Source organism: Ramlibacter lithotrophicus, assembly GCF_012184415.1.
In the GTDB taxonomy this organism is placed as follows: Bacteria; Pseudomonadota; Gammaproteobacteria; order Burkholderiales; family Burkholderiaceae_C; genus Ramlibacter; species Ramlibacter lithotrophicus.
Genome location: NZ_VTOX01000015.1, coordinates 19,610 through 41,182, shown reverse-complemented (window position 1 = coordinate 41,182; position 21,573 = coordinate 19,610). Strand labels below are relative to the sequence as shown.

Annotated in this window: 21 protein-coding genes; 15 read left to right on the top strand and 6 right to left on the bottom strand. The window is 70.0% G+C overall.

Features of this window, described 5'->3' with window-relative positions:
* Nucleotides 1–51 precede the first annotated feature (51 nt).
* Genes RAMLITH_RS25210 through RAMLITH_RS25185 form a run of 6 tightly spaced genes read right to left on the bottom strand, consistent with a single transcriptional unit; the run spans nucleotide 52 to nucleotide 7,539 of the window.
* Entirely contained in the window at nucleotides 52–1,374 is a 1,323-nt protein-coding gene (locus RAMLITH_RS25210) for a TolC family outer membrane protein (protein ID WP_168110232.1), read from the bottom strand.
* Between the two features lie 25 nt (nucleotides 1,375–1,399).
* Entirely contained in the window at nucleotides 1,400–1,744 is a 345-nt protein-coding gene (locus RAMLITH_RS25205) for a rhodanese-like domain-containing protein (RefSeq protein ID WP_168110231.1), read from the bottom strand.
* 13 nt (nucleotides 1,745–1,757) lie between these two features.
* Nucleotides 1,758–2,447: a protein-L-isoaspartate O-methyltransferase family protein gene (locus RAMLITH_RS25200; RefSeq protein WP_168110230.1), complete on the bottom strand. Its 690-nt coding sequence runs from the start codon at nucleotides 2,445–2,447 to the stop codon at nucleotides 1,758–1,760.
* A gap of 14 nt (nucleotides 2,448–2,461) precedes the next feature.
* Nucleotides 2,462–5,641, bottom strand: coding sequence for an efflux RND transporter permease subunit (locus tag RAMLITH_RS25195; RefSeq protein ID WP_168110229.1), 3,180 nt, complete (start codon nucleotides 5,639–5,641; stop codon nucleotides 2,462–2,464).
* Between the two features lie 12 nt (nucleotides 5,642–5,653).
* On the bottom strand, nucleotides 5,654–6,850 hold the full coding sequence (locus RAMLITH_RS25190) for an efflux RND transporter periplasmic adaptor subunit (protein WP_168110228.1): 1,197 nt from the start codon (nucleotides 6,848–6,850) through the stop codon (nucleotides 5,654–5,656).
* Complete coding sequence (locus tag RAMLITH_RS25185) at nucleotides 6,847–7,539, bottom strand: TetR/AcrR family transcriptional regulator (protein ID WP_168110227.1); 693 nt, start codon at nucleotides 7,537–7,539, stop codon at nucleotides 6,847–6,849. Before RAMLITH_RS25185 ends, RAMLITH_RS25190 begins: the two co-directional genes overlap by 4 nt.
* Before the next feature lie 161 nt (nucleotides 7,540–7,700).
* On the opposite strand from RAMLITH_RS25185, the gene RAMLITH_RS25180 reads away from it, so the two are divergent.
* From RAMLITH_RS25180 to RAMLITH_RS25110, 15 genes are all read left to right on the top strand, one after another.
* Nucleotides 7,701–8,492, top strand: coding sequence for a GntR family transcriptional regulator (locus RAMLITH_RS25180; RefSeq protein WP_168110226.1), 792 nt, complete (start codon nucleotides 7,701–7,703; stop codon nucleotides 8,490–8,492).
* Nucleotides 8,493–8,520: 28 nt separating this feature from the next.
* Entirely contained in the window at nucleotides 8,521–9,723 is a 1,203-nt protein-coding gene (locus RAMLITH_RS25175) for an ABC transporter substrate-binding protein (RefSeq protein ID WP_168110225.1), read from the top strand.
* 16 nt (nucleotides 9,724–9,739) lie between these two features.
* Nucleotides 9,740–10,612, top strand: coding sequence for a branched-chain amino acid ABC transporter permease (locus tag RAMLITH_RS25170; protein ID WP_168110224.1), 873 nt, complete (start codon nucleotides 9,740–9,742; stop codon nucleotides 10,610–10,612).
* 4 nt (nucleotides 10,613–10,616) lie between these two features.
* The gene (locus tag RAMLITH_RS25165; protein WP_168110223.1) at nucleotides 10,617–11,579 is read left to right on the top strand and encodes an ABC transporter permease subunit; all 963 of its coding nucleotides are present in this window, start codon (nucleotides 10,617–10,619) and stop codon (nucleotides 11,577–11,579) included.
* Nucleotides 11,572–12,327 (top strand): ATP-binding cassette domain-containing protein, encoded by a 756-nt coding sequence (locus RAMLITH_RS25160; protein ID WP_168110222.1) that lies wholly within the window; start codon nucleotides 11,572–11,574, stop codon nucleotides 12,325–12,327. Before RAMLITH_RS25165 ends, RAMLITH_RS25160 begins: the two co-directional genes overlap by 8 nt.
* Nucleotides 12,324–13,034, top strand: a complete 711-nt coding sequence (locus RAMLITH_RS25155) for an ABC transporter ATP-binding protein (RefSeq protein ID WP_168110221.1) — start codon at nucleotides 12,324–12,326, stop codon at nucleotides 13,032–13,034. Before RAMLITH_RS25160 ends, RAMLITH_RS25155 begins: the two co-directional genes overlap by 4 nt.
* 4 nt (nucleotides 13,035–13,038) lie before the next feature.
* Nucleotides 13,039–14,328: a 3-isopropylmalate dehydratase large subunit gene (locus RAMLITH_RS25150; RefSeq protein WP_168110220.1), complete on the top strand. Its 1,290-nt coding sequence runs from the start codon at nucleotides 13,039–13,041 to the stop codon at nucleotides 14,326–14,328.
* Nucleotides 14,325–14,834, top strand: a complete 510-nt coding sequence (locus RAMLITH_RS25145) for a LeuD/DmdB family oxidoreductase small subunit (protein WP_168110219.1) — start codon at nucleotides 14,325–14,327, stop codon at nucleotides 14,832–14,834. Before RAMLITH_RS25150 ends, RAMLITH_RS25145 begins: the two co-directional genes overlap by 4 nt.
* Nucleotides 14,831–16,303, top strand: a complete 1,473-nt coding sequence (locus tag RAMLITH_RS25140) for a dihydroorotase (RefSeq protein WP_168110218.1) — start codon at nucleotides 14,831–14,833, stop codon at nucleotides 16,301–16,303. Before RAMLITH_RS25145 ends, RAMLITH_RS25140 begins: the two co-directional genes overlap by 4 nt.
* A 43-nt stretch (nucleotides 16,304–16,346) precedes the next feature.
* The gene (locus RAMLITH_RS25135; protein ID WP_238344397.1) at nucleotides 16,347–17,714 is read left to right on the top strand and encodes an FAD-dependent oxidoreductase; all 1,368 of its coding nucleotides are present in this window, start codon (nucleotides 16,347–16,349) and stop codon (nucleotides 17,712–17,714) included.
* Nucleotides 17,711–18,568 (top strand): isocitrate lyase/PEP mutase family protein, encoded by an 858-nt coding sequence (locus RAMLITH_RS25130; protein WP_168110216.1) that lies wholly within the window; start codon nucleotides 17,711–17,713, stop codon nucleotides 18,566–18,568. Before RAMLITH_RS25135 ends, RAMLITH_RS25130 begins: the two co-directional genes overlap by 4 nt.
* A 68-nt stretch (nucleotides 18,569–18,636) precedes the next feature.
* Nucleotides 18,637–19,179, top strand: a complete 543-nt coding sequence (msrA, locus tag RAMLITH_RS25125; protein WP_168110215.1) for a peptide-methionine (S)-S-oxide reductase MsrA — start codon at nucleotides 18,637–18,639, stop codon at nucleotides 19,177–19,179.
* On the top strand, nucleotides 19,176–19,841 hold the full coding sequence (locus RAMLITH_RS25120) for an ATP-binding cassette domain-containing protein (protein ID WP_168110214.1): 666 nt from the start codon (nucleotides 19,176–19,178) through the stop codon (nucleotides 19,839–19,841). Before msrA ends, RAMLITH_RS25120 begins: the two co-directional genes overlap by 4 nt.
* Nucleotides 19,838–21,043: an FtsX-like permease family protein gene (locus RAMLITH_RS25115; protein WP_168110213.1), complete on the top strand. Its 1,206-nt coding sequence runs from the start codon at nucleotides 19,838–19,840 to the stop codon at nucleotides 21,041–21,043. Before RAMLITH_RS25120 ends, RAMLITH_RS25115 begins: the two co-directional genes overlap by 4 nt.
* 8 nt (nucleotides 21,044–21,051) lie before the next feature.
* Nucleotides 21,052–21,546: a DUF3299 domain-containing protein gene (locus RAMLITH_RS25110; protein WP_168110212.1), complete on the top strand. Its 495-nt coding sequence runs from the start codon at nucleotides 21,052–21,054 to the stop codon at nucleotides 21,544–21,546.
* The last annotated feature ends 27 nt before the right edge of the window (nucleotides 21,547–21,573 follow it).

Genomic DNA, 21,573 nt, shown 5'->3' with positions numbered 1-21,573 from the left:
CAGAGGTTACGCAGAAGCCGCAACAGCGTACGGCTGTCCGCTCCCGCTTCCCTACTTCGCCAGCAAGGCGTTCAACCGCGCCAGGTCTTCAGGCAGCAGCGTCCCCGCCGCCTGCCGCAGCTTCAGGTGCCCCACCAGCACGTTGTAGCGCGCCTGCGCCAGGTCGCGTTTCGTCTGGAACAACTGGCTCTGCGAGTTCAGCACGTCGATGTTGATCCGCACCCCCACCTGGTAGCCCAGCCGGTTCGCATCCAGCGCGCTCAGGCTCGAAGCCTCGGCCGCCTCCAGCGCCTTCACCTGGCCCTGGCCCGACACCAGCCCGAAGAAGGCGCTGCGGATCGCCTGCGCCACCGCGCGGCGGCTCGCCTCCAGGTCGGCCTGCGCCCGCTCCTCGAGCGACAGCGTCTCGCGGATGCGGTTCTGGGTCGCGAAGCCGGCGAAGAGGGGCAGGTTGAACGACAGCCCCATGCTGGCCGTGTTGCTGCGCGTCGAGGTCGGCACCGAAGCGCTGCCGCCGGGGTTGCGGTTGACGCCGTAACTGGCCGTGAGGTCCAGCGTCGGCAGGTGGCCGGCCTTCGCCTTCTCGGTCTCCAGCTGCGCGATCTCCACCGCCGTCTTCGCTTGCCGGATCGCCGGGCTGTTCTCCTCGCCCTGCTGCACCCAGGCATTGACGTCGGCGGGCTCGGGCGCCGGCACCGCGGCCGGCAACGCGAGCGGATTGGGCTTCACGTTCGGCTTGCCGACGAGCGAGTCGAGCGCCAGCTTCTTGACCCGCAGGTCGTTCTCGGCCGCGATCTCCTGCGCGATCACGAGGTCGTAGCGGGCCTGCGCTTCCCGAGTGTCGGTGATCGTCGAAGTGCCGACCTCGAAATTGCGCTTCGCCGACTCGAGCTGTTCGCCGACGGCCGTCTTCTGCGCCTGCACGAAGGCCAGCGTGTCCTGCGCCGCCAGCACGTCGAAATAGGCCTGGCTCACGCGGACGATCAGGTCCTGGCTCGCGGAGGTCAGTTGCGCCTGCGCCAGGTCCACCTGGCGCTTGCCTTGCTCCCAGGTCGCGAAGTTCGCCGGCCGGTACAGCGGCTGTGACGCGCTGATGGTGGCGCTCTGGGTCGTGATGCCGCGGTCGACCTGCGGGACCGTCGACTCGAAGTTCGATCGGACGAGGCCGGCGCCGAGGTTGGCGGACGGCAGCACGCCGGCCCGCGCCTGCTCGGCACGGAACAGGTTGGCGTCGTACTGCGCCTTCGCCGACTGCCATGTGGCGTCGTAGGCACGCGCCGATTCGTACAGCTCCAGCAGGCTCTGCGCGCGGACCGGCGCGATGCCGGCCACGGCCAGGGCGAGCGCCAGGGGAAGAAGCCGCAAGCTCGTCATGATCCCTCCTTGGGTTGTCTTCGTTTCAGTAGCGCGGCACGGCGGGGTCGAGTTCACGCGACCACAGTTCGATGCCGCCGGCCACGTTGGCGACGTCGCTGAATCCCTGCTGCTGCAGGAACATGGCGACGCGCTGGCTGCGGCCGCCGTGATGGCACAGCACCGCCACCGGCTGCGAGCGATCGAGCTCCTGCAGGCGCACGGGAATGAGGCTCATGGGGATCGCGACCAGCTCGAAGCCGTCGGGCTTGATGCTCGCGGTGGCGAGCTCCCACGGCTCGCGCACGTCGAGCACCACCGCCGGACGGCCGGCCCCGGCGTGCGACTGGATCCACGCGGCGAGCTCCGCCGGCCGCACCTGATCGATCAACGCGTCGTCCCCTTCAGAACTGGAACCGGGCCGGCTCCGGGAAATTCTGCAGCCGCGGCGCCACGGTGTCCCAGGGCTGGGCCGTCGTGTACGTGCTCTCGCCGGTGCGGGTGATGAGCGTGCCGCGCATCACCGGGTCGAAGCCGACGATCGCCGACAGGCGCCCGCCGATCTTCAGTTGCGACAGCAGGGCCGCGGGCACCTCGGCCACCGAGCCGCTGAGGACGATGACGTCGAACGGCGCTTCGCCGGGCAGGCCCTTGCAGCCATCCGCCTTGCGCACCTCGACGTTGGTGACGCCGGCGCGCTGCAGGTTCGCGCGGGCCAGTTCCACCAGCTGGGGGTGCAGTTCCAGCGTGATCACGCGCTGCGCGCGCTGGGCCAGCAGGGCGGCCATATAGCCCGAGCCGGCGCCGACTTCCAGCACCTTGTCGGTCGGCTTGAGCCGCAGTTCCTGCAGGATGCGGGCCTCGATCAGCGGCTCCAGCATGCAATGGCCGTTGCGCAGCGCCTCCTCGGCGGGCTCGACCAGCGGGATGCGCAGTTCGGCGAAGGCCAGGGCCTTGTCGGCCAGCGGCACGAACTCCTCGCGCCGCACCGCCGAGAGCACGGAGATCACTTCGTCGTCCGTCACGTTCGAGGTGCGGATCTGCTGCTTGATCATGTTCGCGCGGGCGAGGTCGAGGTTGCTGAGGTTCGTCATTGGAGAGCTCCGTTTCACAAGGTCATGTCATCAATTCTAGAGGCCGGCACCGCGCGGGCACCGCCGCCGGCGGGGCGCCGCCGCCGCAGCCACGCGGCCAGGTCGTCGAGGTAGCAGTACACGACCGGCACCACCACCAGCGTCAGCAGCGACGACGTGATCACGCCGCCGATCACGGCCTGGCCCATCGGCGCGCGTTGCTCCGACCCCTCGCTCATCGCGAAGGCCAGCGGCACCATGCCGAAGATCATGGCAAGCGTCGTCATCAGGATCGGGCGCAGCCGCACCTTGGCGGCGTGCAGGAGCGCCTCGGTGCGGTTCATGCCCTGATCGCGCATGCGGATCGCGAAGTCCACCAGCAGGATCGCGTTCTTGGTCACCAGTCCCATCAGCATCACGATGCCGATCACCGAGAAGATCGACAAGGTCGAGCCGAACGCCAGCAGCGACAGGACCACGCCGATCAGCGTCAGCGGCAGCGACGTCATCAGCGCCAGCGGTTGCAGGAAGCTCCTGAACTGGCTGGCGAGGATCATGTAGATGAAGATGACGGCCATCGCGAGGGCCGAGACGGCGTAGTCGAACGACTCGGCCATGTTCTTGGTGGAGCCGCTGAACTTGTACGAATAGCCCGGCGGCAAGGCAACGCCTTCCAGGCGCTGTTGGATCTCGTCCGAGATCTCGCCGGCGGAGCGGCCGGCGGCGTTGCCGCTGATCGCCACCTCGCGGGTGAGGTCGCGCCGGTTGATCTGGTTCGGGCCCGTCGCTTCGCGCACCTGCGCCACCTGGTTCAGGCGCACGATGCGGGCGCTGCCGTCCGGGTTGCTGCCCAGGGCGAACGGAATGCGCTCCAGGTCCTGCGGCGTGGTGCGCGCGTCGGGCGCCATGCGCACGTTGACGTCGTAGGTCTGGTCGTCCGGCGCCCGCCAGTTGCCTACCGTCTGGCCGGCCACCAGCGTGCGCAGGGCGCCGGCGATCTGCGCCACCGACAGGCCGAGGTCGGACGCGACGTTGCGCCGCACGTCGACGGCGATCACGGGCTTGTCGGGCTTGACGCTGGAGTCGAGGTCGACCAGCCCCGGCACGGCGCGGATGCGCTCGGTCAGCAGCCTGGACAGCCGCTCCAGCTCCTTCAGGTCCGGGCCCAGCAGCGAGAACTCGATCTGCTTGTAGCCGGCCACCGCGTCGAGCAGGCCGACGTGGGTCACCGTGATCCCCGGCACCTGCTTCAGTCGCTCGCGCAGCACGGTGGACATCTCGTCGACGCTGCGCGTGCGCCGCTGGCGGTCGACCAGCCGCACGTAGACCGAGGCGTAGATCTTGCCTTGCGCGTTGGCGGTGTTGATCGTCGTCAGCGTGTAGTCGACTTCCGGCGCCTCGCGCAGGATCGCCTCCACCTGGCGCGCCTTGGCCTCGGTCGCTTCCAGCGACGAGCCCACCGGCGTGTTGAAGTTCAGCGTCGTTTCGGAGAAGTCGGCCTTGGGCACGAACTCGGTGCCCAGCAGCGGCAGCATCGCCACGCTCAACCCGAAAATCGCGACGGCGGCGACCAGGGTCAGCAGCCGGTTGCGAAGCGACCAGCGCAGGATGCCCTGGTAGACCTCGCCCAGCGACTCGGTCGCGTGGTGGAACCAGCCGGTGACGCGGCCGATGGTGCGGTCATACAGGCCCGGGTTCGCCTTGCGCCTGCCGTGTGCCTCGATCTCGGGGTCGTGCCAGATCGAGGACAGCATGGGGTCCAGCGTGAAGCTGACGAACATCGAGATCAGCACCGCCGCGACGATGGTGACGCCGAACTCGTGGAAGAACTTGCCGATGATCCCGCCCATGAAGCCGATCGGCAGGAACACGGCGACGATCGAGAGCGTCGTCGCGAGCACCGCCAGGCCGATTTCATTCGTGCCTTCCATGGCGGCCTGGTACGGTGGCTTGCCCATCTGGACGTGGCGCACGATGTTCTCGCGCACCACGATCGCGTCGTCGATCAGCAGGCCGACGCACAGCGACAGCGCCATCAGCGTCACCATGTTGATGGTGAAGCCGAAGGCATGCATGAACAGGAAGGTGCCGATCAGCGCGATCGGCAGGGTGAGCCCGGTGATCACCGTCGAGCGCCAGGAGTTCAGGAACAGGAAGACGATCAGCACCGTGAGCAGCGCTCCTTCGACCAGCGTCTTGCGCACGTTCTCCACGGCGACGCGGATCGGCCGGGAGGCGTCCGTCACCGGCGCCAGCCGCAGGCCCGGCGGCAGCTGGGCCGACATGCCGGCCAGCGTGGCGGCGAGCCCGTCCACCACCTGGATCGTGTTCTCGTCCTGCGACTTCTGCACCGTCAGCAGCAGCGTGCGCTCGCCGTTGTAGAGGGCCAGGCTGTCCAGTTCCTGGGCGCCGTCGGCCACCCGCGCCACCTGCCCGACCCGCACCGGAAAGCCGTTCTTGCGGGCCACGATGATCTGGGCGAAGTCCTCGGGCCGCTCCATGCGGGCGGCGATCTGCACGACGCGGTCCTGCGCCAGCGAGCGCACGGCGCCGACCGGCAGGTCCTGGTTCTCGTTGCGCACCGCGGCGACGACCTGGTCGGTCGTGATGCCCATCGCCTCCATGGCGGCCGGGTTCAGGTACACGTTGATCTCGCGCCGGGTGCCGCCCACCAGCGTCACCGAGCCGACGCCGCGCACGTTCTCCAGCCGTTTCTTGAGCACCTGGTCGGCCCAGTTGGTGAGTTCGACCGGGCTCAGCGCCTTGCCGCGGCTGGCGTCCGGGAGCACGGCCACCGACCAGATCGCGCGGCTGGCCGGATCGAAGCGCAGCACCCGCGGTTCCTTGACCTCGTCGCGCAGCAGCGGCCGGATGCTGGCGACCTTCTCGCGTACGTCCTCCGCCGCCTTGCGCCCGTCGATGTGCAGCTGGAACTCGATCACGACGACGGCATAGTTCTCGTAGGTGCGCGAGTACAGCGAGCTGATGCCGGCGATCGAATTGACGCCTTCCTCCAGCTTCTTGGTCACCTCGCTCTCGACGATCTCGGGCGACGCGCCCGGATATTCGGCGGTGACCACGACGACCGGGAAGTCGATGTTGGGGAACTGGTCGACCTTCAGCCGCTGGTACGAGAACACGCCCAGCACCACGAGCGCGAGCATCACCATCGTCGCGAGGACCGGGTTGCGCAGGCTGACGCGGGTGAACCACATGCTGGGGAGGGGCTAGGGGCGGGGCGCGGCCGCTGGCGGACTTGCTCCCTCTCCCGCCTGCGGGAGAGGGCTGGGGTGAGGGTGGCCCCCCGTGAAGCGCACGGGGGTGCCTTCGCGCAGCGGGCCGACGCTGCTGCGCAGCACCAGGGCGCCCTCGTTCAACCCGGTGACGGCGACCATGGTCTCGGTGCCGACGGCGCCGCGCGCCCCCGGCTCCACCGTGCGATGCGCGACCACGTCGTTGGCGACCACCTGCACGTAGGGCGCCGGCTTGTCGGTGCGCACGGCTGCGAGGGGCACCGCGATGGCCCGTACCTCGCCGGTGTGCAGCGTGCCCTGCGCGAACAAGCCTTGCCGCAGGCCGGCGGGCGCCTCGATCGCGAGGTAGGCCAGCACGCTGCGGCTGCCCGGCTGGGCGCTCGGATTGATCCGCGCCACCCGGGCTCGCACCGGCTCGGGCTTGCCTTCCACCTGCAACTGCGCCTCCTGGCCCACGCGCACGGCCAGCGAATCGGCCGCGCTGAGCGTCGCCTCCAGCTCCAGCCTGGAGAGGTCGACGATCTCGACGATCCGGGCTTCGACGCCGACGCGCTCGCCCGGCTGCGCCAGCCGCTGCGCGACGAAGCCCGCGATCGGCGCCCGCACCACGGTGTCGTCGAGGCTCTTGCGGGCGACCTCCACCGCCGCCAGCGCCGCCTGGTGGTTCGCCTGCGCCGCGTTGAGATTGTTCAGCGAGGTGTCGAGCGCCGTCCGCGAAATGAAGCCCTGGTCGACCAGCGCCTTGTTGTTGTTCCACTGGCGCTGCGCGATGTCGATCTGCGCCTTGGCGGCGTCGGCCTGTTCCTGCACCTGGCGCACGCGCGCCGCGTACTCGGTCGATTCGATCCGCGCGATGACCTGCCCGGCCTGGACCCGGTCGCCTTCGCGGACGGCGAGGCCCTGCAGCTCGCCGGCCGCCCGGGCCTTGACCAGTGCCGAATTCACCGCCTTGAGCGAGCCGGAGATCGGCAGGCCCTGGGTGAGCTGGTGCCGCTGCGCGCGCGCCACGTCGGTGGCGGCCAGTTCCACCACCGTCTGCTGGCGTCCGGCCGTCGCCAGCGCCAGCGCCTCCTGCTGCGCCTGGCGCGCCGACCAGGCGCGCCACGCGCCGGCGGCCACCAGTGCCAGCAGCACCAGCAGGGCGACCCACTTGAGCAGGCGCGTGTTCATGATGCCGGCGCGTCGTTGACGCCGTGCGGCCGCACGCACAGCCCTTGCAGCAAGGTGTCCACGTGGGCGGCGATGAAGCGCTGCGGGTCGAGCCGCTGGTCGTGCGGCAGGCAAGGCGCCAGGGAGTGCTTCATCATCATCAGGAAGACCATCGCGCCGATCGTGTTGGCAGCCGCATAGCGCAGGTCGACCGGCCGGAACTCGCCGCGGTCGATGCCGCGCTGCAGGATCCAGCAGATCAGCTCCTGGCAGGGCTGGATCACCTCGTGCTGGCAGAAATCCGCCAGCTCCGGAAAGTTGCGCGCCTCGCTCATGATCAGCTTGCTGATGCCCGACGCCTGGGTGGCGCCCACCCGTTCCCACCACAGACGCAGGCCGGTGCGCAACATGTCGGCCGAACTGCCCTCGAACTGGCGGAACTCCTGGTTCAGTTCCCGGAAGCGCCCGGAGACGTTCTCGCGCACCACCGCCTTGAACAGCTCGTCCTTGGTGGGGAAGTAGAGGAAGAGGGTGCCCTTGGACACGCCGGCGCGGGCCGCGACCTCCTCGGAACGTGTGGCAGCGAAGCCCTTCTCGACGAACAGCTCCAGGGCGGCGGCCAGCAGCTCGCCGGGGCGGGCTTCCTTGCGGCGCTCGCGTTTCGGAGGGACAGGGGCGGCTTCGGCAGGGGTGCCGGCGAGAGAAGGCATTTCGGATGTACTGACTGACCGGTTAGTACAGTAACTTTTTCACGCATTCCGGTCAAGCCTTCCGCGGAGCCTTATTGCGGCAGGTCAGATGTTTTTCGCGCCCGGCCGGGGTGGTAATTGTCCTAGTGACAGGACATTTGACGCCGCCGACGATGCCGTCCATGGCGCACCCGCTGCCCCTGCCCAAGTACCACCGGATCTACCTGGTGCTGCGCGAGCAGGTGCGCGAAGGCCGGTTCGCGGCGGGACTGCCGGGCGAACTGGCCCTGATGGAGCAGTTCGGCGTGGCGCGCGTCACGGTGCGGCGGGCCCTGGCAGAACTGGCGCGGGAAGGCCTCATCGCCCGCGAACCCGGGCGCGGCACGCGGCCGCTCGACCCCGGCCCCCCGCCCGCCGCGGCCGGGACCGAGCCGATGCGCACCCACCTGACGGGGCTGCTGGAGAACCTGGTGAGCATGGGATTGCGCACCACCGTGAAGGTCCTCGACGTGGCGACCGTGGCGGCGTCCGACAGCGTCGCCGGCGCGCTGCGGCTGGCGCCGGGCGCCCCGGTGCAGAAGGCGGTGCGGGTGCGCAGCACCGCCGCCGGGCCGCTGTCGCACATCACCACTTACGTTCCCGCGGAAGTGGCGCGGGGCTTCGGCCGGCGCGACCTCGAGGCCAAGCCGATCCTGCTGCTGCTGGAGCAGTCCGGCGTCAAGGTCGGCCGCGCCGTGCAGACGATCTCGGCCCGGCTCGCGGACGCCGACGTTGCCCGCCACCTGGACCTGCCGGTCGGCAGCGCCCTGCTGGCCGTGCGGCGCCTGATCTTCGACGAGCAGGAGCGCCCGGTGCAGTGGCTGCACGGGCTGTACCGGCCCGACCGCTACGAGTACGAGATGCAGTTGTCGCGCGTCGGCAGCATCGACGCGAAGGTGTGGGTGAGCACCGACCTCGCCGCCCACTTTCAGTAGCTTTTGCCACTCCAGGAGAGCAAAGACCATGAGCACCCGTCGCTTGTTTCTGACGCAAACGGCCGCCGCCGCCTCGGCCGTCGCCGTCCCGCTGGTCGCCGGCGCCCAGCCGCGCGCCGTCAAGATCGGCGTGCTGCACCCGGTGACCGGGGCGCTCGCGTTTTCGGGCTCGCAGTGCCGGCAAGGCGCGCTGATGGCCATCGAGGACATCAACAAGGCGGGCGGCATCAAGTCGCTGGGCGGCGCGAAGATCGAGGCGCTGCTCGGGGACGCCCAGTCCACGCCGCAGGCCGGTACCGCCGAGGTCGAGAAGATGAACGAGGCGGGCGTCGCCGCCGTGCTCGGCGCCTATGCGTCCGCCATCTGCCTGGCCACCACCCAGGCCGCCGCCAAGTACAACCTGCCGCACGTGGTCGACGTCGGGGTCGCCGACCAGATCGTCGAGCGCGGCCTGAAGAACACGTTCCGGTTCGGCCCCGGCTACAAGAAGTGCGCCGAGATCGCGGTGGCCAACCTGCACGTGCTGAACACCGCGGCCGGCAAACCCGCCAGGACGGTGATGATCGTCCACGAAGAGTCGCTGTTCGGCACCGGCACGGCGAACCTGCTGGCGCGCGAACTGCCAGGCTACGGCTACGAGGTCAAGGAGGTCATCAAGCACGCCAATCCCACGCGCGACTTCAACAACATCGTGCTGCGGATGAAGGCCGTCAACCCCGACATCGTCATCCCCGCCAACTACTACAACGAGTACGCGCTGCTGGTGCGCACCATGCAGCAGCAGAAGGTGACGCCCAAGGCGATCTACTCGGTGCTGGGCGGCGCGGCCTCCAGCTACAAGTTCGTCAAGGAGTTTCCCGACGCCGCCAACGGCATCATCGACTGCAACCACTGGTTCAATCCGAAGGACAAGCGCTCGGCCGAACTGCGAAAGCGCGTCGAAGCGAAGAACCTGTTCTACACCTACGAGATCTTCAACACCTACACGGCCATGATGCTGCTGGCCGACGCGATCAACCGGGCCAAGAGCGCCGATCGCGCCGCCATCACCGCCGCCCTGGAGGCCAGCACCTTCTCCGACCACTTCATGCCGTACGGGCCGACGAAGTTCGTGAACGGGCAGAACACCGGGGCGCAGCCGCTCATGACGCAGGTGGCGAAGAACGACATCAAGGTGATCGTGCCGCGCGAGTACCGCGAGATCGAGCCGGTCTTCCCGTTGCGCGCCTGAGGAGCCGGCCCCGCGCATGCTGGAACTGAGCATCCTGTTTCCCGCCGTCCTCAACGGCATCACCACCGGCGCGGTGTACGCGCTGGTGGCTCTGGGCCTGACGCTGATCTACGGCGTGCTGCACATCATCAACTTCGCCCACGGGGCGGCGCTGATGGTGGCGCTGTACGCGGTGTACCTGCTCAAGGAGCGGTTCGGGATCGACCCCTACCTGGCGCTGCCGGCCGTCGTGCCGGCGATGTTCGCGCTCGGCTACGGCCTGCAGCGCGCGGTCGTCAACCGCGCCAGCCACGGCAAGGACGAGAACATCCTGCTGGTGACGCTGGGGCTGGCCATCGTGCTGGAGAACGGGGCGCTGCTGCTGTTCAAGAGCGACACCCGCACGATCGACACCGCTTACACCCTCACCACCGTGGCGATCGGGCCGGCCATGATCGGGCTGACCAAGCTGATCGCGTTCGGCGGCGCGCTGCTGGTCTCCGCGCTGCTGATGCTGCTGATGGCGAAGACCGACCTCGGCCGGGCCATCCGCGCCGTCGCCAAGGAAAAGCAGGGCGCCCGCCTCATGGGGATCGACGTCGACCATGTGTACGCCATGAGCTTCGGCATCGGTTTTGCCTGCCTCGGCGCCGCCGCCTGCTTCCTGCTGCCCGCCTATTACGTCAATCCGCAGGTGGGCACCGGCTTCGTGCTGGTCGCCTTCACCATCGTCGTCCTGGGCGGCATGGGCAGTTTCGCCGGGGCGCTGCTGGGCGGGCTGATCGTCGGCGTCGTGGAGTCCCTCGGTGGCCTCTACCTGGGCGAGTCGCTGGGACAGGTCGGCATCTTCGCGATCTTCATCCTGGTCCTGCTGCTGCGGCCGCAGGGGTTGTTCGGGGCGAGAGGCTAAGACGGTGAGGGATCTCCCCGCGATCGCCCTGTTCACCGCGCTGGTGGCCTGCATCCCGCTTGCCACGTCGTCGGGCGTGGTCCTCAACTTCGCCATGATGGCCCTGTACGCGTGTTTGCTGGCCCAGGCCTGGAACATCCTGGGCGGCTTCGGCGGCCAGTTCTCCTTCGGCCATGCGCTGTTCTTCGGCACAGGCGCCTACGCCCAGGCGATCGCGCAGCTGCACGGGGTCAATCCCTGGCTGGCGCTGCCGCTGGCGCTCGCCGCGAGCGCCGCCGTCGCGCTGTTCGTCGGCGCACTGTCCTTCCGCTACGGCCTGAAGGGTTCCTATTTCGCGCTGGTCACGCTGGCCTTCGCGGAGGTGTTCCGGATCGTCGCGCTGTCGGTGCCGTTCACCGGCGCCGGCGTCGGGCTGATGGTGCCGCTGCGCGAGTCGGCGGCCAACATGCAGTTCGCGGACCGCGCCGGCTACCTGTGGCTGATCCTCGCCTTCGTGACGGCCGCGCTGCTCGTGAGCGCGTGGCTGCGGCACTCGCGTTTCGGCGCCTGGCTGCAGGCGGTGCGCGACAACGAGGACGCGGCGCGAGCCGTCGGCGTCGATCCGTTCCGCATCAAGCTGGGCGCGATCTGCCTGTCCGGCGCGCTGATGGGCGCGGGCGGCGCGTTCTACGTGCAGGTGTTCCAGTACATCGACCCCGGCATCGCGTACGGCCCGGCGACCTCGGTCGAGGCGCTGGTGGCGGCGATCGTCGGCGGCATGGGCACGCTGTGGGGGCCGGTGCTCGGCGCGATTGCTCTGCACCTGCTGGCGGACCTGACTCGCAACCTGTTCGGCGCATTGCCCGGCATCAACATGGTGATCTACGGCGCCGTGCTGGTGCTGATCGTCATGTTCCTGCCGCGCGGCATCGCCGGCATGGGCGTGCCGCTGCGCTGGCGCCGCAGGGAAGGGGACCGGCGTGGCTAAGGCGCTGCTGGCGCTCGACGGCGTCTCCCGCTCCTTCGGCGGGCTGCAGGCGGTGCGCGACGTCACCCTGGAGGTTCCGGCCGGCAGCCTGGCGGCGCTGATCGGCCCCAACGGCGCCGGCAAGACCACCTTGTTCGCCCTGATGTCGGGATTCCTCAAGCCGGATCGCGGGCGCATCCGCTTCGCCGGCGAGGACATCACCGGCCGCGAGCCGCATCGGAATGCGCTCGCCGGCATGACGCGCACGTTCCAGATCGTCCAGCCGTTCGCGCAGCAGACGGTGCGCCAGAACATCGCCGTCGGCGCCCACCTGCGGCTGGCGAGCCGGCGCGCCGCCCTGGAGCATGCGGAGATCGTCGCCCAGCGGGTCGGGCTGGCGCCGCACCTGGACAAGCCGGCCGCCGACCTCACGGTGGCCGGGCGCAAGCGGCTGGAACTGGCACGGGCGCTGGCCACCGGGCCGCGACTGCTGCTGCTCGACGAAGTGCTCGCCGGGCTGAATCCGACCGAGATCGCCGACATGATCCCGGTCGTGCGCGACATCAACGCCGGCGGCGTCACGGTGCTGATGATCGAGCACGTGATGCAGGCCGTCATGAACCTGGCCGGCCACGTGTGGGTGCTGGCGCAGGGCCAGTTGATCGCGCAGGGAACGCCCGGCGAGGTGACGCGCGACGAGCGGGTGATCGAGGCCTACCTCGGCCACGGCGCGGCGGCGCGCTTGCGCGCGCAGGAGGCGCCGGCATGACCGCGCTGCTCCAGGTGCAGGGCCTGCGGGCCGGCTACGGCGCCGTCGAAGTGCTGCGTGGCATCGACCTGCGGGTCGGCGACGGCGAGGCCGTGGCGCTGCTGGGCAGCAACGGCGCCGGCAAGAGCACCTTGAACAACGTCGTGTCCGGGCTGGTGCGCGCATGGTCGGGCCGCATTGCTTTCGATGGCGCGGACCTGACTCGCGCCCATTACCGCGACGTCGTCCGCGCCGGGCTGATCCAGGTGCCCGAAGGGCGCCGCATCTTTCCCAACCTGACGGTGCGCGAGAACCTGGAGCTGGGCGCCTATGCGCGCGGGCGCGAGCGCCGGGGGCAGAACCTGGAGCGCGCCCTGGAGCTGTTTCCGCGCCTGCGCGAGCGTGCCGCGCAACTGGCCGGGACGCTCAGCGGCGGCGAGCAGCAGATGCTCGCGATCGGCCGCGGGCTCATGGCCGAGCCGCGCCTGCTGATCCTCGACGAGCCGTCGCTGGGCCTGTCGCCGATCCTGGTGGAGGAGCTGTTCGCGCTGATCCGCAGCCTGCGCGACGGTGGCCTGGCCGTCCTGCTGGTCGAGCAGAACGTCGGCCAGTCGCTGGAGGTGGCGGACCGCGCCTACGTCCTGGAGAATGGCGCCGTACGGTTTTCCGGGCTGCCGTCCGAACTGCTCGGCAGCGACGAGCTGCGCCGCGCCTATCTCGGCTTGTGATCCCATGAACATCCCCCAGACCTTGGCGCAGAAACTCGTGGCCCGCGCATGCGGGCGCAGTGAGGTGCCGGTGGGAGAGATCGTCACCTGCAAGGTCGACCTGGCCATGTTCCACGACTCGTCGGGCCCGCGCCGACTGAAGCCGATGCTGGAGTCGCTGGGCGCGTCCATCTGGGACCCGTCCCGCGTGGTCCTGGTAATGGACCACTACGTGCCCGAGCAGGACGACGATTCGCGCCGCATCGTGCGGATCGCGCGCGAATGGGCGCGCGACCAGCGCCTGCCGCACGTCTACGACAGCCAGGGCATCTGCCACGTCGTCGTGCCGCAGCACGGGCACATCCGTCCCGGAATGTTCTGCGTCGGCGGCGATTCGCACTCGCCGACCGGCGGCGCGTTCGGCGCCTACATGTTCGGCGTCGGCGCGACCGAGATGCTGGGGGTGGTCGTCACGGGAGAGATCTGGCTGCAGGTGCCGCGCACGACCCGGATGCAGTGGGACGGGCAGCTCGCTCCCGGCGTGCTGGCCAAGGACATGATGCTGCACATGATCGGCCGGTTCGGCATGAACGGCGGCGCCTACCAGGCGATCGAGTTCTGCGGCGACGCCGTGCAGGCCCTCGGCATGGCCGAGCGCATGACCCTGGCGAACATGAGTGCCGAACTCGGGGCGCAGGTGGGACTGGTCGCGCCGGATGCCACGACGGTGGACTGGCTCGCGGCGCACGGCGCGCCCGGCGTCGACATCGCCGGGCTGTTCACCGATCCGGAGGCGCTCGCGCTGCCCGGCTGCGAGACGCACCGATTCGACGCCGCGGACCTGGCCCCGGTGGTGGCGGCGCCGCACAGCCCGGCCAACGCGAAGGCAGTGTCCGAGCACGCCGGCACGCCCGTCGACGTCGCCTACATCGGCGCCTGCACCGGCGCCAAGCTCGAGGACCTGCGGGCGGCGGCGCAGGTGCTGCGCGGCCGGCGCGTCGCCCCCGGCGTGCGGCTGATGGTGGCGCCGGCCAGCATCGCCGACCAGGAGGCGGCGCGCGCCGAAGGCGTGCTGCAGGCGCTGGTGGACGCCGGCGCGCAGCTGTACGCCACGGCCTGCGGCGCCTGCGCCGGCTACGGCGCCGTCATGGAGGACCACACCACGGTGATCTCCAGCACGGCGCGCAACTTCAAGGGCCGCATGGGTTCGCCGACGGCGCAGGTCTATCTCGCGTCGCCGTACACGGTGGCGGCCTCCGCGCTGCGGGGCGTGATCAGCGATCCACGCGAAGTGCTGGCGGAGGCGCGGCCATGACCGCCATTGCCGCCGCCGGTGCGCGCGTGTGGCGGGTCGGCGCGCAGGTCGATACCGACCAGCTGGCGCCCGGCCATGCGATGAAGCACGGCATCGAGGTCGTCGCGCGCCATTGCCTGGAATCGGTGCGCCCGGACTTCGCCGCCGGCGTGCGGCCCGGCGACGTGCTGGTGGCGGGCCCCGACTTCGGCATCGGCTCGTCGCGCGAGCAGGCTGCTTCGGCGCTGGTGCACCTGGGGCTCGCCGCCGTCGTGGCGCCGTCCTTCAGCGGCCTGTATTTCCGCAACGCATTCAATGTCGGGCTGCTGCTGCTCACGTGCGAGCGGGCCGAAGAGATCACCGAGGGCGAGCGCATCGATTTCGACGCCGCGGCCGGGCGCATCGTGCGTCCGGGCGGCGAGCTGCTGCCCACCCAGCCGATTCCCGGGTTCCTGCTCGACATGGTCGCGGCCGGGGGCCTGCTCGCGCAGTTGCAACAACGCTCTTCACGGAGGACCACCCCATGAGCGCTCCCGTCTATGACCTGCTGATCAGGAACGTGCGCGTGGTGCGGCCCCACGGCAACACGGTGCACGAGTCCGACATCGCCATCGCCGGCGGCAAGTTCGCCAAGGTGGCGCCGGGCATCGACCCGTCCCTGGCGAAGACGGTGCACGACGGCAAGGGCCGGCTGGCGTTTCCCGGCGTCGTCGACGCGCACATGCACAGCGGCATCTACTCGCCGCTGGTCGAGGACGCCGTCAGCGAGAGCAAGGCGGCGGCGATGGGGGGCGTCACGTCCAGCCTGAATTACTTCCGCACCGGCCAGTACTACCTGAACAAGGGCGGGCCGTACCGCGATTTCTATCCCGAGGTGCTGGAGCTGTCGAAAGGGCGCTTCCACGTGGACTACGGCTTCCACCTGGCGCCAATGGACAGCACGCACAACACCGAGATCGAGACCCTGATCGAGAAGTTCGGCGTCGCCAGCTTCAAGATCTTCATGTTCTACGGCTCGCACGGCCTGCACGGCGCCAGCGACAGCCAGCGCGAGTTCCTGATGATCGGGGAGGGCGAGCGCTACGACTACGCCCATTTCGAGTTCGTCATGCGCGCCATCCAGGCCGCCCGCGAGAAGCTGCCGGACCGCGCGCACCAGATCTCGCTGTCGCTGCACTGCGAGACGGCCGAGATCATGACGGCCTACACCAAGCTGGTGGAGAAGGACAAGTCGCTCTCCGGGCTGGCGGCCTACAGCGCGTCGCGGCCGCAGCATTCGGAAGGGCTGGCCGTGTTCATCGCCAGCTACCTCGCCAACGAGACGGCGCTGCCCAACATCAACCTGCTGCACCTGTCGTCGCGCAAGGCGGTGCAGGCGGCGCTGATGATGGCCGACGTGTTCCCGCACATCGACTTCAAGCGCGAGGTCACCATCGGCCACCTGATGCTCGACATCGACAGCCCGGCGGCGGAACTGGCCAAGGTGAATCCGCCGATCCGTCCCCGCGCCGACGTCGAATTCCTGTGGAATGCGCTGCTGGCCGAGGAGCTGGACTGGGTGGTGAGCGACCACGCGTGCTGCCGCCACGAGACCAAGATTCCCAAGCGCTACTTCGGCAACATCTGGATGGCCAAGAGCGGCTTCGGCGGCACCGAGTACCTGCTGCCGGCGCTGGTGAGCGAAGGCACGCGCCGCGGCATGAGCTACAACCACATGGCCAGGGTGACGAGCTGGAACGCGGCGCAGCGCTTCGGCCTCAACAGCAAGGGCGACATCGCGGAAGGGTACGACGCCGACCTCGCGCTGGTCGATCCGGCGCGCACCTGGACCATCTCGGCCAAGGACTCGCCCTCGACCCAGGGCTACACGCCGTTCGAGGGGCTGGAGCTGTCCGCGCGGGTCGAGGAGACCTTCCTGCGCGGGACGCTGATCTGCCAGGACGGCCGGGTGATCGGCAAACCGGACGGCCAGTACCTGTTCCGTCCCACGGCCTGAAGCGATGGCGGCGGAAGTGGCGCCTGAGGTCTGCGCGGGGCCAATGCCCGCCGACGCGCCGCAGGTACCGGTGGCGATCGTCGGCGCCGGCGCCTGCGGGCTCACCAGTGCATTGATGCTGGCCGGCCGCTCCCGGGAATGCGTCGTGCTGGAGCGCGACGCGGCGCCTGCTGGCTCCACCGCACTCTCCTCGGGTTTCATTCCCGCCGCGGGGACCACCGCGCAGCGCGCGCAAGGCATCGAAGACAGCGCGGAGCGATTCGCCGCCGACATCCAGGCCAAGGCCCGCGGCACGGCGGCGCCCCACCTCGTCGAGGCCTACGCGCGGGCCATCGCTCCGGCCCTCGACGCGTTGGCCGGTGGGCACGGATTGCAGTTCGAGGTGCTGGAAGGCTTTCTCTATCCGGGCCACACCAGGCCGCGGATGCACGCCGTGCCGGAGCGCACCGGCGCCGGCCTGATGCAGCGCCTGCGCCGCGCCGCCGATGCCGCGGAGGTACCGGTGATCACCCAGGCACGGGTCACGCAGCTGTGGATGCAGGACGGCGCGGCCGTGGGCCTGGGTTTCGTGCGCCCCGATGGCACGACCGAGCATCTGCGCTGCGACGTGCTGGTGCTGGCCTGCAACGGCTTCGGCGGCAACCGCGAACTGGTGCGTGAACTGCTGCCCGAGATGGCCGATGCCACCTTCGGCGGCCATGCCGGCAACGACGGCAGCGCCATCGCGTGGGGGCGGGCGCTGGCGGCGCGGCTGGCGGACCTCGGCGGCTACCAGGGCCATGGCTCGTGGGCCGAGGCGCAAGGAATCCTGATCTCGTGGGCCTTGATGACGGAAGGCGGAATCCAGGTCAATGCGCAGGGCCGGCGCTTCCACGACGAGACGCAGGGCTATTCGGAGGCCGCGGTGCAGGTGCTGGCGCAGCCCGGCGGCATCGCGTGGGACGTCTTCGACACGCCGCTGCTTCAATTCGCGCAGCAGTTTCCGGATTTTGTGGAGGCGCGGGCGGCGGGCGCCGTGCGCACCGCTGCGAACGTCGCCGATCTGGCCGCGATGATCGGCTGCGACCCCGCCGTCCTGCAGGCGACGCTGGACGGCGTGAGGCCGGGGGCGGTCGCGGACGACGGCCGGCGCTTCGCACGCGCCCTCGCGCCGCCCTACCACGCGGTGAAGGTGACCGGCGCGCTGTTCCACACCCAGGGCGGCCTGGACATCGACGCGCACTGCCGCGTGCTGCGGCAGGACGGCTCGCCCTGGCCCAACCTGCTGGCCGCCGGCGGCGCGGCGCGCGGCGTCTCGGGCAACGCCGTGTGGGGCTATCTTTCGGGCAACGGCTTGCTCAGCGCCGTTGCCGGCGGCGCGATCTCGGCCGCCACGGCGGCCCAACTGCTTTCAGCCAAGGAATCGACATGACCTTGCGGCAACGCCTGCAGTCGGCGCAACCGCTGCTCGCACCCGGCATCTACGACGCGTTCAGCGCGCTTATCGCGGAACAGGCCGGCTTCGAGGCGCTGTACCTTTCCGGCGCCTCCATCGCCTACACGCGGCTGGGCCGCTCCGACGTCGGCTTGACGACGGCAACAGAGGTCGCGCAGACGTTGGCGCTCGTCACCGACCGCGTGCGGCTGCCGGTGATCGTCGACGCCGACACCGGCTTCGGCAATGCGCTCAACACGCAGCGCACCGTGCGCGAGTTCGAGCGCGCCGGCGCCGCCATGATCCAGCTGGAGGACCAGACCTTTCCCAAGCGCTGTGGCCATCTCGACGGCAAGGGCGTGGTACCGGTTGCCGAAATGCAGGGCAAGTTGCGGGCGGCGCTCGATGCCCGGCGCTCCCCGGAAACGCTGATCCTGGCGCGCACAGACGCCTTGGCGGTGGAAGGCCTCGAGGCGGCGCTGGAGCGCGCCGAACGCTACCTCGAGTGCGGCGTCGACGCGCTGTTCGTCGAAGCCCTGCGCTCGCCGGAACACATGGACGCGGCCTGCGCCCGCTTCTCGCAGCGCGTGCCGCTGCTGGCCAACATGGTCGAGGGCGGCAAGACACCGGTGCAGGACGCGGGGGAACTGGGGCGACGGGGCTTTCGCATCGTCATCTTTCCAGGCGGCACGGCGCGGGCCGTGGCGCACACGCTGCAAGGCTATTACGCGAGCCTGCGCCAGCACGGCACGACGGCGCCGTGGCGCGGCCGGATGCTGGACTTCGACCAGCTCAACGGCCTGATCGGAACGCCCGACCTGATGGCGACCGGCAAGCGCTACGAGGGGTGATCGAGGGGGCGCGGTGAAGCGCCCGGACGCCGCCGCTACGATGGCGCTTCTTCAGCAAGGAGTCATCCATGTCCACTGCGCTCGAAACGATCGTCCTCGGCGGCGGCTGCTTCTGGTGCACCGAAGCGGTCTACGTCAAGGTGCGCGGCGTGACCGACGTCGAGTCCGGCTACAGCAACGGCACCGTCGAGCGGCCGAGTTACGAGCAGGTGTGCACCGGGACGACGGGCCACAACGAGGTGGTCAAGCTCACCTACGACCCGGCGCAGATCAGCGTGCGCCAGATCCTGGAAGTCTTCTTCGTCATCCACGACCCCACGACGCTGAACCGGCAAGGCGCCGACACCGGCACCCAGTACCGCAGCGGCATCTACTACACGACGGAAGAACAGCAGCGGGTGGCGCAGGAAATGATCCGGCAGATGGGCGAGGACAAGCTGTTCGGGCGGCCCATCGTCACGGAGGTGCTGCCGCTGGCCAACTACTGGCCGGCCGAGGAGTACCACCAGGACTTCTTCGAGAAGAACCCGCACCAGGGCTATTGCATGGCCGTGGCCGCGCCCAAGGTGGCCAAGTTCCGCAAGACCTTTGTCGACCTGGTGAAAGCGTGATCCGGACGCGAGCGCTGCGCTACGCCTACGCCGGCGGGCCGGACCTGTCCTTCCCGGACGTGTCGGTGCCACAAGGCGGGACGCTGCTGCTGCGCGGCAATTCCGGCACGGGCAAGTCGACCTGGCTGTCGCTGGCGGCGGGGTTGCTCACGCCGGCCGCGGGTGAGATGGTCGTCGCGGGGCAACCGCTGGGCGATCTCGCCGGCGCGGCCCGCGACCGCTGGCGCTCGCGCCACCTCGGCTTCCTGCCGCAGCGGCTGCACCTGAGCCAGGCGCTCACCGTAGCTGGCAACCTGGGGCTCGCGTTCTATGCCGCGGGGCTGCCCGAGGACGGCGCCGCCGTGCAGCGGGCGCTCGAGGCGCTGGGCGTGGCCGAGCTCGCGCACCGGCGGCCGTCGCAACTCTCGGGCGGACAGGCGCAGCGGGTGGCGCTGGCGCGCAGCGTCCTCATGAGCCCGCGCGTGATCCTCGCCGACGAGCCGACCGCCAGCCTCGACGATGTCGCCGCCGCCAGCGCCGTGAAGTTGCTGCGCGAGGCGGCCGCCCGCTGCGAGGCCACGCTCGTTGTCGCCACGCACGACAGGCGCGTGCAGGACGCGCTGCCCGGCGCCTCGGTCTACCTGCTGGCGGCGCCGGTTGCCGCGCGCGAGGCCGTCGCGTGAAGACGCTCGCGCTGTCGTTCCGCTACCTCTGGTCGCGCCCGCTCGCCGCGCTGCTCAACCTGCTGCTGCTCACGCTGGGACTGGCATCGATGACCTTCGTGCTGCTGGCCAGCGAGCAGGTCGACCGCGCCTTCGAGCGCGACCTCGCCGGCATCGACGTGGTAGTGGGCGCCAAGGGCAGCCCGATGCAGCTGATCCTGGCGGGCGTGTTCCACATCGACGTGCCGCCCGGCAACATCCCGCTGGCGGAGGTGGAAAGGCTTGCGCGCCATCCGCACGTCGCGAAACTGATTCCGCTCAGCCTCGGCGACAGCTTCCGCGGTTTCCGCATCGTCGGCACCAACGCCGATTACCTCGCCCATTACCGGCTGACGCTGGACCATGGGCGTGCCTGGCAGGCGCCGCTCGAAGCCGTGATTGGCGCCCACGTGGCGCAGGACACGGGCCTGCGGGCCGGCAACAGCTTTGCCGGCAGCCACGGCATCGCTGGCGGCGGCGGGGCGGGCCACGGCGAACACCCGTACCAGGTGACGGGCGTGCTCGAGCCTTGCGGCTGCGTGGCCGACCGCCTGGTCCTGACGTCGACCGAATCGGTGTGGGAGGTGCACGAGCACACTCCGCAGCCGTCCGACGGGAAGGCGCACGCCCAGGACGAGAAGCGCGAAGTCACCATGGCGCTGATCAAGTACAAGACGCCGCTGGCCGCCGTGAGCTTTCCGCGGTTCGTGAACGCGAGCACCGCCATGCAGGCCGCGGCCCCGGCGGTGGAGGTCTCGCGCCTGCTGCGGATGGTGGGCGTGGGCTCCGACGTGCTGCGCGGCTTCGGCGCGGTGCTGCTGCTGACGGCGGCCCTGGGCGTCTTCATCGCCTTGTGGAACGCGGTGCGCGAGCGGCGGGCCGATCTCGCGATGCTGCGCATGCTCGGCGCGCGCCCGGCCAAGGTGGCGGCGCTGCTGCTGTGCGAGGCCTGGTGGCTGGCACTGCTGGCGTCGGCGCTGGGGCTGGCCGCCGGCCATGCGCTGGCCGGGCTGGTCGGTGCCATGCTGGAGGCCCAGCGTTCGCTGCCCGTGACGGGGCGGCTCTGGCTCGCCGAGGAACTCTGGATCCCGGCCGCCGCTCTGATCGTGGCGACGCTCGCCGCGCTGATCCCCGCCGTCAGCGCCTACCGCGTCGATGTCGCAGAATTGCTCAATCCCAGGTGAAGCCCCCCATGAAACGAGCCGCCGCCGGCCTTGCCGCCATCCTCATCGCCGTGTCCGCCGCAGCGCAGTTGAGCGCACCGGTGCCGCTGGGCACCGGCCCCGGCATCCACGACCCGAACAGCCCGTTCGCGCCGTTGCCGGCACGCTCCGACGTGGTGCCGTGGTCGCTGCTGACGGCCGTGAAGACGAAGACCGAGAAGAACAAGGTGCTGCCCGTCTTCGACAAGCCGCAGCAGGCGCTGCACCAGAAGACGCAGCGGGTGCAGGGCTTCATGATGCCGCTGGAGCCGGGCGAGAAGCAGACCCACTTCCTGCTGACGTCGGTGCCGCTGTCGTGCGGCTTCTGCGTGCCCGGCGGGCCCGAGAGCATGGTGGAGGTGCGCACCCGCACGCCGGTGCCTTACACGCTCGACCCGGTCGTGGTGGAAGGCAAGTTCGCGCTGCTCGAGGACGACCAGTACGGCCTGTACTACCGCATCACCGACGGCGTGGGGGTCAAGTAAGACGCCTTCCGGCGGAGAACGCTCGCT

Coding starts and splice junctions, on each gene's coding strand:
- RAMLITH_RS25145 (WP_168110219.1), top strand. CDS start 14,325: ATGACCGCCATTGCCGCCGCCGGTGCGCGCGTGTGGCGGGTCGGCGCG.
- RAMLITH_RS25210 (WP_168110232.1), bottom strand. CDS start 1,374: ATGACGAGCTTGCGGCTTCTTCCCCTGGCGCTCGCCCTGGCCGTGGCC.
- RAMLITH_RS25175 (WP_168110225.1), top strand. CDS start 8,521: ATGAGCACCCGTCGCTTGTTTCTGACGCAAACGGCCGCCGCCGCCTCG.
- RAMLITH_RS25195 (WP_168110229.1), bottom strand. CDS start 5,641: ATGTGGTTCACCCGCGTCAGCCTGCGCAACCCGGTCCTCGCGACGATG.
- RAMLITH_RS25130 (WP_168110216.1), top strand. CDS start 17,711: ATGACCTTGCGGCAACGCCTGCAGTCGGCGCAACCGCTGCTCGCACCC.
- RAMLITH_RS25200 (WP_168110230.1), bottom strand. CDS start 2,447: ATGACGAACCTCAGCAACCTCGACCTCGCCCGCGCGAACATGATCAAG.
- RAMLITH_RS25180 (WP_168110226.1), top strand. CDS start 7,701: ATGGCGCACCCGCTGCCCCTGCCCAAGTACCACCGGATCTACCTGGTG.
- msrA (WP_168110215.1), top strand. CDS start 18,637: ATGTCCACTGCGCTCGAAACGATCGTCCTCGGCGGCGGCTGCTTCTGG.
- RAMLITH_RS25140 (WP_168110218.1), top strand. CDS start 14,831: ATGAGCGCTCCCGTCTATGACCTGCTGATCAGGAACGTGCGCGTGGTG.
- RAMLITH_RS25190 (WP_168110228.1), bottom strand. CDS start 6,850: ATGAACACGCGCCTGCTCAAGTGGGTCGCCCTGCTGGTGCTGCTGGCA.
- RAMLITH_RS25135 (WP_238344397.1), top strand. CDS start 16,347: ATGCCCGCCGACGCGCCGCAGGTACCGGTGGCGATCGTCGGCGCCGGC.
- RAMLITH_RS25155 (WP_168110221.1), top strand. CDS start 12,324: ATGACCGCGCTGCTCCAGGTGCAGGGCCTGCGGGCCGGCTACGGCGCC.
- RAMLITH_RS25170 (WP_168110224.1), top strand. CDS start 9,740: ATGCTGGAACTGAGCATCCTGTTTCCCGCCGTCCTCAACGGCATCACC.
- RAMLITH_RS25185 (WP_168110227.1), bottom strand. CDS start 7,539: ATGCCTTCTCTCGCCGGCACCCCTGCCGAAGCCGCCCCTGTCCCTCCG.
- RAMLITH_RS25110 (WP_168110212.1), top strand. CDS start 21,052: ATGAAACGAGCCGCCGCCGGCCTTGCCGCCATCCTCATCGCCGTGTCC.
- RAMLITH_RS25150 (WP_168110220.1), top strand. CDS start 13,039: ATGAACATCCCCCAGACCTTGGCGCAGAAACTCGTGGCCCGCGCATGC.